This window comes from Mycobacterium basiliense (assembly GCF_900292015.1).
In the GTDB taxonomy this organism is placed as follows: domain Bacteria; phylum Actinomycetota; class Actinomycetes; order Mycobacteriales; family Mycobacteriaceae; genus Mycobacterium; species Mycobacterium basiliense.
In genome coordinates this window covers 5,467,076-5,480,470 of the sequence record NZ_LR130759.1, presented here as the reverse complement: position 1 = coordinate 5,480,470, position 13,395 = coordinate 5,467,076, and the positions used below count along the sequence as shown (strand labels likewise).

The following is a 13,395-nucleotide window of genomic DNA, read 5'->3' as shown; positions in this document are numbered from 1 at the left end:
ACCGTGTATGGGGTGCAGCTAAGGGCGGTACCACCGCGTCACTACACGGCGCGGGTGAGTTCGGGTGGCTCGGGTGGTGAGCGTGCGCGACGCCGCCGCCCGCACACCCACTGACACGTACCGACTCTCTAGCAGGAGACATGGCCTCGAATTCCCGGCGCAGACGGCGCCACCGAATCCTTGCCTGGACGGCGGCCGGCGCGATGGCGGCCGTCGTGGCTTTGGTCATCGTGGCCGGGGTGATTCTGTTGCGCCACTCCGATAGCCCGCCCAGCGCGGTGCCGCCCGGCATTCTGCCTTCGGGTCCCACCACGTCACATCCACGCAAGCCGCGACCGGCCTTCCAGGACGCGTCGTGCCCGGACGTGCAGTTGATTGCCGTTCCCGGCACCTGGGAATCGTCACCGCAGGACGACCCGCTGAACCCGGTGCAGTTTCCGAAGGCGTTGCTGCTCAAAGTGACCGGCCCCATCGCCCAGCAGTTCCCCGAATCGCGGGTGCAGACGTTCACGGTGCCCTACACCGCGCAGTTTCATAATCCGCTGAGCGCCGACGGTCAGATGTCCTACAACGACAGCCGCGCGGAAGGCACCCGCGCGATGGTCCAGGCGATGACGGACATGAACAACAAGTGCCCGTTGACGAGCTACGTCGTGGTCGGGTTCTCGCAGGGGGCGGTGATCGCCGGAGATGTGGCGAGCGACATCGGCAATGGGCGTGGGCCCGTCGACGACGACCTGGTGCTGGGCGTGACGTTGATTGCCGATGGTCGCCGCCAGCCGGGAGTGGGCAACGACATCCCGCCCAGCCCACCGGGAGAGGGCGCCGAGATCACCCTGCATGAGGTACCGGTGCTCTCCGGGCTGGGCTTGACGATGACGGGCCCGCGACCGGGCGGGTTCGGTGCGCTCGATGCCCGGACCAACGAGATCTGCGCCGAGGGCGACTTGATCTGCGCGGCCCCGAAAGAGGCGTTCAGCCCCGCCAACCTGCCGACCACGCTGAACACCCTGGCCGGCGGCGCCGGCCAGCCCGTCCATGCGATGTATGCCACGCCGGATTTCTGGAGTTCGGACGGGGAACCGGCGACCGATTGGACCCTGAACTGGGTCCGCGGCCTCATTGATAAGGCGCCGCACCCCAAGCATGGATGACGGTTCACCCAGTCAGCCGCGGGACACAGCCGCGAGTGCCCCGATAGTGGGCACGATCAGCGGTACCTTGTGATTTGGTCTGTCGCGCCCGGGCCCTTAACATTAAGAGAAATTTAAGAGCATGTGGATGGCCCCGTCGGGTCGAAGCTGGCTACGAGCGGTGCGCCTTCGCTCGCGTGCGCCGCTCGGGGGCTGGTCCGCGCACAGGTGTAACAGATGTAGCCGTCGGCAAAGCCGACCGAAATTGAACCCTGTCGGCGTAGCCGACCGAGCAGTGTTGTGACAGGAGAGGGCGGCATGGCATACCACAACCCGTTCATCGTGAATGGAAAGATCCGGTTCCCGGACAACACCAACCTGGTGCGTCACGTCGAAAAATGGGCGAGGGTTCGTGGCGACAAGCTGGCCTACCGGTTCTTGGACTTCTCCACCGAACGGGACGGCGTCGAACGCGACATTCTGTGGTCCGACTTCAGCGCCCGCAATCGCGCCGTGGGCGCCCGCCTGCAGCAGGTCACCAAGCCGGGTGACCGCATTGCCATCCTGTGCCCCCAGAACCTGGACTACCTCATCTCCTTCTTCGGCGCGCTGTACTCCGGCCGGATCGCGGTGCCGTTGTTCGACCCGGCCGAGCCGGGCCATGTCGGCCGGCTGCACGCCGTGCTTGACGACTGCACCCCGTCGACCATCTTGACCACCAGTGACTCCGCCGAGGGTGTGCGCAAGTTCATTCGCAGCCGTTCGGCCAAGGAACGGCCCCGCGTCATCGCGGTTGACGCGGTGCCCACCGAGGTCGCCTCCACCTGGGAGGAGCCGGAGGCCAGCGAGGACAGCACCGCCTACTTGCAGTACACGTCCGGCTCGACCCGCGTCCCCAGCGGCGTGCAGATCACGCATCTGAGCTTGCCCACCAACGTGCTGCAGGTGTTGAACGCGCTGGAAGGCCAAGAAGGCGACCGCGGCTGCATGTGGCTGCCGTTCTTCCACGACATGGGCCTGATCACGGCACTGCTGTCGCCGGTGCTCGGACACAGCTTCACCTTCATGACGCCGGCCGCGTTCGTGCGCCGGCCCGGTCGCTGGATCCGCGAACTCGCGCGCAAGCCCGGCGAGACGGGCGGTGTTTTCTCCGCCGCACCGAACTTTGCGTTCGAGCACGCCGCGGTGCGCGGCCTGCCTCGCGACGACGAGCCACCACTGGACCTGAGCAACGTCAAGGGGATCCTCAACGGCAGCGAGCCGGTGAGCCCGGCGTCGATGCGCAAGTTTTACGAGGCTTTCGCGCCCTATGGCCTGAAGGAGACCGCCATCAAGCCGTCCTACGGCCTGGCCGAGGCGACGCTGTTCGTCTCGACCACCCCGATGGACGAGACACCGACGGTCATCCACGTGGACCGCGACGAGCTGAACAAGCAACGCTTCGTCGAGGTGTCGGCCGACGCACCGAACGCCGTCGCCCAGGTCTCCGCCGGCAAGATCGGCGTTGACGAATGGGCGGTGATCGTCGACAACGAGACCGCCAGCGAGCTGCCGGACGGTCAGATCGGCGAGATCTGGCTGCACGGCAACAACTTGGGCATCGGCTACTGGGGCAAGGAAGACGAAACCACCGAGACGTTCAAGAACATCCTCAAGTCGCGCATCGCCGAGTCACACGCCGAGGGAGCGCCGGACGATGGCATGTGGGTGCGCACCGGCGACTACGGCACCTACTTCAAGGGGCACCTCTATATTGCGGGTCGGATCAAGGACCTGGTCATCATCGACGGCCGCAACCACTACCCGCAGGACCTCGAGTACACGGCGCAGGAGGCGACCAAGGCGTTGCGGGTGGGCTACGTGGCCGCCTTCTCGGTGCCGGCCAACCAGCTGCCCAAGAACGTGTTCGACGACCCGCACACCGGTCTGAAGTTCGACGAGGAGGACACGTCCGAACAGCTGGTGATCGTCGGGGAGCGCGCCGCCGGTGCGCACAAGCTGGAATATCAACCGATCGCCGACGACATCCGGGCCGCGGTTGCCGTCGGGCACGGGGTCACCGTGCGTGACGTGCTGCTGGTGCAGGCCGGAACCATTCCCCGGACCTCCAGTGGAAAGATCGGCCGCCGCGCCTGCCGCGCCGCCTACCTCGATGGCAGCCTGCGCAGCGGCGTGGGTTCCCCAACGGTCTTCGCCACCGACTCCTAAGACCAGAGCTAAAGGTACCCATGTCTGATTTAGACGCACCCCAATCGAACGAGGACCCGCGAACCGACCAGCCCGGCACCCCGCCCGCCAACAAGAGCGACATGACGGTCCCCGAGATGCGGCAGTGGCTGCGCAACTGGGTGGGCAATGCCGTCGGAAAGTCACCGGACTCGATCGATGAGTCGGTGCCGATGGTGGAGTTGGGCCTGTCGTCGCGCGATGCCGTGGCGATGGCCGCCGACATCGAGGACATGACCGGTGTCACCTTGTCGGTCGCGGTGGCCTTCCAGCATCCAACCATCGAGTCGCTGGCCACTCGGATCATCGAGGGTGAGCCGGAGATCGACACTGCGGGCGTCGACGACATGGACTGGTCGCGCACCGGCCCTGCCGAGCGCGTCGACATCGCAATCGTGGGCCTGTCCACCCGTTTCCCGGGCGACATGGAGACTCCCGACCAGACTTGGCAGGCGCTGCTGGAAGGCCGCGACGCCATCACCGATCTGCCCGAGGGCCGCTGGTCGGAATTCCTCGAAGAGCCACGGCTGGCCGCGCGGGTCGCGAGCGCCCGGACCCGCGGCGGCTACCTGAAGGACATCAAGGGCTTTGACTCCGAGTTCTTCGCGGTCGCCAAGACCGAAGCCGACAACATCGACCCGCAGCAGCGGATGGCGCTGGAACTGACCTGGGAGGCGCTCGAGCACGCCCGTATCCCGGCCTCGAGCCTGCGGGGTCAGTCGGTCGGTGTGTACGTCGGCAGCTCCACCAACGACTACAGTTTCCTGGCCGTTTCCGATCCGACGGTCGCGCACCCGTACGCCATCACCGGTACCAGCAGCTCGATCATCGCCAACCGGGTGTCGTACTTCTATGACTTCCGGGGGCCCTCGGTCACCGTCGACACCGCATGCTCGAGTTCGCTAGTCGCCATGCACCAGGGCGTGCAGGCGCTGCGCAACGGGGAGGCCGACGTCGTCCTCGCCGGCGGGGTGAACGCGCTGATCACGCCGATGGTGACGCTCGGTTTCGACGAGATTGGCGCGGTTCTGGCTCCCGATGGCCGGATCAAGTCGTTCTCGTCGGACGCCGACGGCTATACCCGCTCCGAAGGCGGCGGCATGCTGGTGCTCAAGCGTGTCGACGACGCCCGCCGCGACGGTGACCAGATCCTGGCGGTGATCGCCGGCAGCGCGGTCAACCATGACGGGCGGTCCAACGGTCTGATCGCGCCCAACCAGGACGCACAAGCGGACGTGCTGCGCAGGGCCTACAAGGACGCCGGCATCGATCCGCGCAACGTCGACTACGTCGAGGCGCACGGCACCGGCACCATCCTCGGCGACCCGATCGAGGCCGAGGCGCTGGGCCGCGTCGTCGGCCGGGGACGTCCCGCCGACCGGCCGGCGTTGCTGGGCGCGGTCAAGACCAACGTCGGCCACCTGGAGTCCGCCGCCGGCGCGGCCAGCATGGCCAAGGTGGTTTTGGCGCTGCAGCACAACAAGCTGCCACCGTCGATCAACTTCGCTGGGCCGAGCCCCTACATCGACTTCGACGCGATGCGCCTGAAGGTGGTCGACACCGCCACGGACTGGCCGCGCTACGGCGGCTACGCCCTGGCCGGTGTTTCCAGCTTCGGTTTTGGCGGCGCCAACGCGCACCTAGTGGTGCGCGAGGTCCTACCCCGTGACGTGGTGGAAAAGGAAGCGCGTGAGCCGCAGTCCCAGCCCGCTGCGGCGGCGGACGCCGACGCGGCCGAGACCGTCGCGCTGGAAAGCCACGCGCTGCGGTTCGACGAGTACGGCGAAATCATCACCGACGCACCCGGCATCGAAGAGGCCGAGCCCGAACTGCCGGGCGTGACCGACGAAGCGCTGCGGCTCAAGGAAGCTGCGCTGCAAGAGCTTGCGGCCCAAGAGGCTGAAGAGGGTGTCAAGCCCGCGTTGATTCCGCTGGCGGTGTCGGCGTTTTTGACCTCGCGCAAGAAGGCCGCGGCCGCCGAGCTGGCGGACTGGATGGAGACGCCGGAAGGCCAGGCCGCGTCGCTGGAGTCGATCGGGCGGTCGCTGTCGCGCCGCAACCACGGCCGCTCCCGTGCGGTGGTGCTGGCCCATGATCACGAAGAAGCCATCAAAGGCCTGCGGGCGGTCGCCGAGGGCAAGCAGCGACCGAACGTGTTTAGCGTCGACGGGCCGGTGACCAACGGTCCGGTCTGGGTGCTGGCCGGGTTCGGCGCCCAGCACCGCAAGATGGGCAAGAGCCTCTACCTGCGCAACCCGGTGTTTGCCGAGTGGATCGAGAGGGTAGACGCGCTGGTCCAGGATGAGCTGGGGTACTCGGTGCTGGAACTGATCCTGGACGACTCGCAGGACTACGGCATCGAGACCACCCAGGTCACCATCTTCGCGATCCAGATCGCGCTTGGTGAGCTGCTCAAGCATCACGGTGCCAAGCCCGCCGCGGTGGTCGGTCAGTCGCTGGGCGAGGCCGCGTGCGCCTACTTCGCCGGCGGCCTGTCGCTGCGCGACGCCACCCGCACGATCTGCTCGCGTTCGCACCTGATGGGCGAGGGTGAGGCGATGCTGTTCGGCGAGTACATCCGGTTGATGGCGCTGGTGGAGTACTCCGCCGACGAGATCAAGACGGTGTTCTCCGACTTCCCCGATCTGGAGGTCTGCGTCTACGCCGCGCCGAGCCAGACGGTCATCGGCGGCCCGCCCGAGCAGGTGGATGCGATCATCGCGCGCGCGGAATCCGAGGGCAAGTTCGCCCGTAAGTTCCAGACCAAGGGCGCCAGCCACACCCAGCAGATGGATCCGCTGCTCGGCGAGCTTTCGGCGGAACTGCAGGGCATCAAGCCGATGAGTCCGACGGCCGGGATCTATTCGACCGTGCACGAGGGCACCTATATCAAGCCCGGCAGTGAACCCATTCACGACGTCGACTACTGGAAGAAGGGGCTGCGGCACAGCGTCTACTTCACCCACGGGATCCGCAACGCGGTCGACAGCGGGCACACCACGTTCCTAGAGCTGGCGCCCAACCCGGTCGCGCTGATGCAGGTGGGTCTGACGACGGCCGCCGCCGGCCTCCATGATGCCCAGCTGATCCCGACGTTGGCCCGAAAGCAAGACGAGGTGGAATCGATCACCTCCACCCTGGCGCAGCTCTACGTGCATGGCCACGACCTGGATATCTGGACGCTGTTCAGCCGCGCTTCGGGGCCCGACGATTATGCGAACGTCCCGCCGACCAGGTTCAAGCGCAAAGAGCACTGGCTGCCCGCCCACTTCTCCGGCGACGCATCGGTCATCATGCCGGGTAACCATGTGGCGTTGCCGGATGGTCGTCATGTCTGGGAGTACTCGCCACGGGACGGCAACACGGACCTGGCCGCATTGGTGCGCGCCGCGGCGGTCCAAGTGCTTTCGGACGCCCAACTGACGGCCGCGGAACAGCGCGCGGTGCCCGGCGACGGTGCGCGGTTGGTGACCACCATGACCCGGCATCCCGGCGGCGCCGCCGTCCAGGTGCACGCCCGCATCGACGAATCCTTCACGCTGGTCTACGACGCACTGGTCGCCCGCGCCGGTCAAGACTCGGTCTTGCCGGCGGCCGTCGGTGCGGGCATGGCGGTGGTGGCCCCCGCTGAGGGGACCGGCGCGCCGGAGGCCCCCGCCGAAGCGCCGGACGCCGAAACGCTGTCGGACAGCCTGACCAACCGCTACCTGCCCTCTGACGTGGGCAGGTGGTCGCCGGACTCGGGGGAAACCATCGCGGACCGACTGGGTCTGATCGTCGGTTCCGCCATGGGCTACGAGCCCGAGGACCTGCCTTGGGAAGTGCCGCTGATCGAGCTGGGTCTGGACTCACTGATGGCGGTGCGGATCAAAAACCGTGTCGAATACGACTTCGATCTACCGCCCATTCAGCTGACCGCAGTCCGCGACGCGAACCTGTACAACGTCGAAAAGCTGATCGAGTACGCGGTCGAGCATCGCGACGAAGTCGAACAGCTACACGAGCACCAGAAGACGCAGACGGCCGAGGAAATCGCTCGGGCGCAGGCGGAGCTGATGCACGGCACGGCCGGCTCTCACACGCCAGCGGCGCCGGAGGAGCCTGCCCCGACCCCACCCCCGTCGTCACCGGCCTCGGACGCGCCCATTCCGCCGCCGCCAACGGACCCGTCCGGCCCGGCGGGCAACGGGCAACCGAACCTCGCCGGGGTGGCCGAGGCGCTCAGCCAGGAAACCGTTGCCAAGGCACTGAACTCCGACGTGCCCCCGCGTGATGCGGCCGAGCGGGTCACCTTCGCGACCTGGGCGATCGTGACCGGCAAGTCCCCGGGCGGCATCTTCAATCCGCTGCCCAAACTGGACGCCGACCAAGCCGCCAAGATGGCTCAGCGGCTCTCCGAGCGCGCCGAAGGACCGATCAGCGCCGAGGACGTGCTGACGTCGCAAAACATCGAGGCGCTGGCCGAGAAGGTGCGCGGCTACCTCGAGGCGGGCACAATCGATGGGTTCGTGCGCACCCTGCGGGCACGGCCGGAGGGCAGCACGAAGCCACCGGTATTCGTGTTCCATCCGGCCGGCGGATCGACGGTGGTGTACGAACCGCTGCTCAACCGGCTACCGGCGGATACACCGATGTACGGATTCGAACGGGTCGAGGGGTCGATCGAAGAACGTGCGGAGGCCTATGTGCCGAAGCTGATCGAGATGCAGGGCGACGGCCCCTACATCCTGGTCGGCTGGTCGTTGGGTGGCGTGCTGGCCTATGCCTGCGCAATCGGGCTCAAACGGGCGGGCAAAGACGTCCGGTTCGTGGGTCTGATCGACGCGGTGCGTGCCGGTGAGGAGATCCCGCAAACCAAGGAGGAGATCCGCAAGCGTTGGGACCGCTACGCCCGCTTCGCCGAGAAGACTTTTAACGTCACCGTCCCGGAGATCCCGTACGAGCAGCTTGAAGAGCTCGACGACGAGGGCCAGGTCCGGTTTGTGCTGGATGCGGTCAGCCAAAGTGGTGTGCAGATCCCGGCCGGGATCATCGAACACCAGCGGACGTCGTACCTGGACAACCGGGCGATCGACACCGCACAGATCCAGCCATTCGACGGGCATGTCACCCTCTACATGGCCGATCGTTACCATGACGACGCGATCATGTTCGAGCCGCGCTATGCCGTTCGCCAGCCCGACGGTGGCTGGGGCGAGTACGTCTCCGACCTCGAGGTCGTGCCGATCGGTGGCGAACACATCCAGGCCATCGACGAGCCGATCATCGCCAAAGTGGGCGAACACATGAGTCGCGCGCTGGACGCCATCCAGGCTGAACCGACGAGTGAGGTAGGCAAGTAGTGACGGTGACCGAGCCAACTCTGCACACCACAGCCGAGAAGCTGGCCGAGCTGCGCGCTCGGCTGGAGTTGGCCAAGGAGCCGGGCGGTGAGAAGGCCGCCGCCAAGCGCGATAAGAAGGGCATCCCGAGCGCCCGCGCCCGCGTGCACGCGCTGGTCGACCCGGGCACGTTCTTCGAGATCGGCGCCTTGTGCAAGACACCGGGCGACCCCAACGCGCTCTACGGCGATGGCGTGGTCACCGGCCACGCCATGATCGACGGCCGCCCGGTCGGGGTGTTCTCCCACGACCAGACCGTGTTTCAAGGTTCCGTTGGCGAGATGTTCGGCCGCAAGGTGTCCCGGTTGATGGAGTGGTGCGCGATGGTTGGTTGCCCGATCATCGGCATCAACGACTCGGCCGGCGCTCGCATCCAGGACACAGCGACCTCGCTGGCGTGGTACGCCGAACTGGGCCGTCGACACGAGCTGTTGTCCGGAGTGGTGCCGCAGATCTCCATCATCCTGGGCAAATGCGCCGGGGGAGCGGTGTATTCGCCGATCCAGACGGATCTGGTGGTGGCGGTGCGCGACCAGGGCTACATGTTCGTCACCGGGCCCGACGTGATCAAGGACGTCACCGGCGAGGAGGTCACCCTCGACGAGTTGGGCGGCGCCGACGCGCAGGCTCGCTACGGCAATATCCACCAGGTGGTGGAGTCGGAGGAAGCCGCCTTCCAGTACGTGCGCGACTTCTTGTCGTTTCTGCCGTCCAACTGCTTCGGTGAGCCGCCGATCGTAAACCCCGGGCTGGAGCCCGAACTCACCCCGAGCGATCTGGAACTCGACTCGATCGTGCCGGACTCCGACAACATGGCCTACGACATGCACGAGATCCTGTTGCGGATCTTCGACGACGGCGATTTTCTCGATGTCGCCGCCCAAGGCGGGCAGGCTATGATCACCGGCTACGCGCGCGTCGACGGACGCGCCGTGGGTGTGGTCGCCAACCAGCCCATGCACATGTCCGGGGCCATTGACAATGAGGCCTCCGACAAGGCCGCGCGTTTCGTCCGGTTCTGTGACTCGTTCAAGATTCCGTTGGTTTTCGTGGTGGATACGCCGGGGTTCCTGCCCGGGGCGGAGCAGGAGAAGAACGGCATCATCAAGCGCGGCGGGCGGTTCCTGTACGCCGTGGTGGAAGCAGACGTGCCGAAGGTGACCATCACTATTCGCAAGTCCTACGGCGGCGCGTATGCCGTGATGGGCTCCAAGCAGCTGACCGCCGACTTCAACTTCGCCTGGCCCACCGCGCGCATCGCGGTGATCGGTGCCGACGGTGCCGCGCAGTTGTTGATGAAACGCTTCCCCGACCCGACTACGCCTGAGGCTCAGGCCATCAAGCGAGACTTCATCGAGGGCTACAACCTCAACATGGCGATCCCGTGGATCGCCGCGGAGCGCGGGTTTATCGACGCGGTCGTCGACCCGCATGAGACCCGGCTGCTCATCCGCAAGTCGATGCATTTGTTGCGGGACAAGCAGCAGTGGGCTCGGTTAGCCCGAAAGCATGGCCTGATCCCGGTCTAGTAGTTAGCGCTCGCGCCACTCCGCGGTTACCGTCCAGCGGAACCGTTCTGGCCGAGAAGCGACCCGGCGGTACCGCCGGCGCCGCCGGGGCCACCGGAGTCGCCGGGTCCACCGTCGCCACCATTGCCGACCAACTGCGCGTTGCCGCCGTTGCCGCCGGCGCTGGGAACGGTGACGGAACTTCGGCTGCTGCCCGCGGCCCCGCCGGTTCCGCCGTCGCCGATTAGTCCGGACCGGCCCCCGTTGCCGCCGTTGCCGCCCGCGTAGCCGTTGCTCGGAGAGTCGAGGCCGCCGGTTCCGCCGGAGCCGCCGACGCCGCCGCGACCAAATATCCTGGCGCCGTTTCCACCGTCACCGCCAGTACCGCCGGCCGAGTCGAAGCGGGCGGTTCCGCCGGTGCCGCCGTCGCCGCCGTCGCCGAACAGCCCCACGGCGTGGCCGCCGGCTCCACCCGTGGCGAGGGCCCCGGCGACTGCGGCATTGCCGCCGTCGCCCCCGTCGCCGACCATTAGCCCGCCATTGCCTCCGGAACCGCCGACACCATTTTCGCCGTTACCGCCGCCGTCACCACCATGGCCGAACCACCCGGCGTTGCCGCCGGCGCCAGCGGCGCTACCGGAACCGCCACCGGGCACATCACCGCCGTCGCCGCCGCTGCCGAAGACTCCGCCGTTGCCGCCAACTCCACCGGTGGCATTCGCCCCGCTGTGCGCATGGCCACCGTCCCCGCCGTCGCCGATGAGCCAGCCGCCCTTGCCGCCGGCACCACCGGCGCCGTTGGCGCCGGTGCCAGCGTGGCCGCCGTCACCGCCGTAGCCAATCAGCCGTGCAGCGCCGCCAGCCCCAGCGGTGGCACCGGCGGGGGCGTTGCCCACTCCGGTGTTGCCGCCGTTGCCGCCGTTGCCGTACAGCCAGCCGCCGGTGCCGCCGTCACCGCCGTTGCCGCCCGTGTTGAATCTGGGCCCACGCAACCCGCCGTCGCCGCCGTCACCGCCGTCGCCGAACAGCCCGACGGCGTTGCCGCCGGCGCCACCGACTCCGCCAACTCCGGTCGTGCCGCCCCCGCCGATCCCGCCATTGCCGCCGTCGCCGATGAGCCAGCCGCCGGCCCCACCCGCGCCCCCGGGTTGGCCGCTGGTGCCAGGCCCGCCGATTCCCCCGTTGCCGCCGTTGCCGATCAACCCGGCGGCCCCGCCGGCACCTCCGGGCGCACCGGGCAATCCGTTGCCACCATCGCCGCCGTCGCCGTAGAGCAACCCGCCGGCCTCACCGGCTTGCCCTGGGGCCCCATCGGCGCCGTCGCCGAACAGCGGGCGCCCGAACAGCGCCCGGGTGGGGGCGTTGATCGGGTCTAGCGGATTGCCGAACAGTGGGCCATCGGTACCGTTTGCCCCGCCGGGGCCGCCTGAGTCGCCCAACCCGCCGGTGCCGCCGGTGCCGATCAACTGGGCATCCCCGCCGTTGCCGCCGGCACTTGGGGCGGTGTTGGGGCTCAGGCTGGCGCCGGCGGCGCCACCGGAACCACCGTTGCCGAGTAGTGCGCCGGTGCCGCCGTTGCCGCCGGCGCCGCCAGCGTAGGCGTCGGTACCGGCGTAGCCCAGACCACCGACACCTCCGCCGCCGCCGGACCCACCGTCGCCGAACAACCAGGCGCCGTTGCCGCCGTTGCCACCGCGGCCACCGGCACTACTGTCGAAACCGGACAACGTGCTGCTGGCGCCACCGGTGCCGCCGTCGCCACCGTTGCCGATCATGCCGACGGCGTGGCCGCCGTTGCCACCAGTGGTCGGGGTGCCGCCTGAAATGATGCCGTCACCGGTCCCGCCATCGCCGCCGTTGCCGATAAGCATGCCGCCGTTGCCGCCGTTGCCGCCGGTGCCGGCTCCCCCGATGGAGCCACCGTCGCCGCCGTTGCCGAACCCTCCTGCGTGACCGCCGGCGCCCGCGATCGTTCCGGTCGTGCCATGGATCACGTCGCCGCCATCGCCACCGTTGCCGAACACGCCGCTGCTACCGCCGGCGCCGCCGGCGCCTCCGGACAGGTTGTAGCCGCCGTTGCCGCCGTTGCCGTACAGCAGCCCGCCGTTTCCGCCGGCGCCGCCCACCGAATCGAGGCTGCCGCCGGCAGTCCAGCCGCCGGTGCCGCCGTGTCCGAACAGGCGAGCATCCCCCCCAGCGCCGGCGTCACCGAGGCCGGCGTAGTTGTTGCCGCCGTTGCCCCCGTTGCCATACAACAGCGCGCCGGCGCCGCCGGCACCGCCGGTACCGCCAGTCCCGCTGCGGGGGATGCCGCCGTCGCCGCCATTGCCGCCGTGTCCGAACAGGCCCACCGCGGTGCCTCCGGTCCCGCCGACGCCACTGACGCTCTGGAAATCGGTGGCGCCACCGGTTCCGCCGTTGCCGCCGTTGCCGAACAGCCACCCGCCGGTGCCGCCGGTGCCGCCGGCGAAGCCGGTCGCTGCCCCGGGCCCGCCGACCCCGCCGTTGCCGCCGTTGCCGATCAGCCCCGCGTTGCCGCCGGCACCACCTGCCTGGCCGGCCGCACCGTTGCCGCCGTTGCCGCCGTTGCCGTAGAGCAGTCCGCCGGCGCCGCCGGCTTGTCCGGGTGCCCCGTTGGCGCCATCGCCGATCAGCGGGCGGTTCAGCAGCGCCTGGGTGGGTGCGTTGAGCAGGTCGAGTCCAGCCTGCAGCGGTGTCGCGTTGGCCGCCTCGGCGATCGCATACGACGTCGCGGTGCCGCTCAAGGTCTCGACGAACTGGGTGTGAAACGCCGCGGCTTGAGTGCTGAGTTGTTGATAGGCCTGTCCGTGCATGCCGAATAGCGCGGCGATCGCCTGCGATATCTCGTCGGCGCCGGCGGCGAGCACGCTGGTGGTCGGGGCCGCTGCGGCCGCGCTGGCCTGGCTCACGGCGGTGCCGATAGTGCCTAGATCCGTTGCTGCCCTGGTCATTATCTCCGGGATTGCGGCAACATACGACAAAGCGAACCCTCCAACTGGCCCGGGAATCGGCCTATTGAGACATTGCGTCCATCATTTATTGACAAGTATCAACATACGATGTTTTCGGTGACTCGGGCAATCCGCCCGGTCGCAGGTTGGGCGTGACCGTCGCCAAGGAACTCGC

5 protein-coding genes are annotated in these 13,395 nt (G+C 68.2%); 4 read left to right on the top strand and 1 reads right to left on the bottom strand.

Annotation, left to right across the window (positions count from 1 at the left end; genetic code table 11):
- The first annotated feature begins 140 nt into the window (after positions 1-140).
- The 4 genes from culp6 (at position 141) to MB901379_RS23275 (ending at position 10,269) form a co-directional block, all read left to right on the top strand.
- A complete protein-coding gene (culp6, locus tag MB901379_RS23290; protein WP_158018748.1) occupies positions 141-1,154 on the top strand; it encodes a carboxylesterase Culp6 in 1,014 nt (337 codons plus the stop codon).
- A 297-nt stretch (positions 1,155-1,451) separates the two neighbouring features.
- Positions 1,452-3,341 (top strand): long-chain-fatty-acid--AMP ligase FadD32, encoded by a 1,890-nt coding sequence (gene fadD32 / locus MB901379_RS23285; RefSeq protein WP_158018747.1) that lies wholly within the window; start codon positions 1,452-1,454, stop codon positions 3,339-3,341.
- Positions 3,342-3,361: 20 nt separating this feature from the next.
- Positions 3,362-8,701 carry a polyketide synthase Pks13 gene (gene pks13 / locus MB901379_RS23280; RefSeq protein WP_158018746.1) on the top strand — a complete coding sequence of 1,780 codons (5,340 nt, stop codon included), beginning with the start codon at positions 3,362-3,364 and terminating at the stop codon, positions 8,699-8,701.
- Entirely contained in the window at positions 8,701-10,269 is a 1,569-nt protein-coding gene (locus MB901379_RS23275; protein WP_158018745.1) for an acyl-CoA carboxylase subunit beta, read from the top strand. Before pks13 ends, MB901379_RS23275 begins: the two co-directional genes overlap by 1 nt.
- Before the next feature lie 26 nt (positions 10,270-10,295).
- On the opposite strand, the gene MB901379_RS23270 is transcribed toward MB901379_RS23275, so the two are convergent.
- Complete coding sequence (locus MB901379_RS23270) at positions 10,296-13,250, bottom strand: PE family protein (RefSeq protein WP_158018744.1); 2,955 nt, start codon at positions 13,248-13,250, stop codon at positions 10,296-10,298.
- Positions 13,251-13,395 lie beyond the last annotated feature (145 nt).

Coding starts and splice junctions, on each gene's coding strand:
- culp6 (WP_158018748.1), top strand. CDS start 141: ATGGCCTCGAATTCCCGGCGCAGACGGCGCCACCGAATCCTTGCCTGG.
- fadD32 (WP_158018747.1), top strand. CDS start 1,452: ATGGCATACCACAACCCGTTCATCGTGAATGGAAAGATCCGGTTCCCG.
- pks13 (WP_158018746.1), top strand. CDS start 3,362: ATGTCTGATTTAGACGCACCCCAATCGAACGAGGACCCGCGAACCGAC.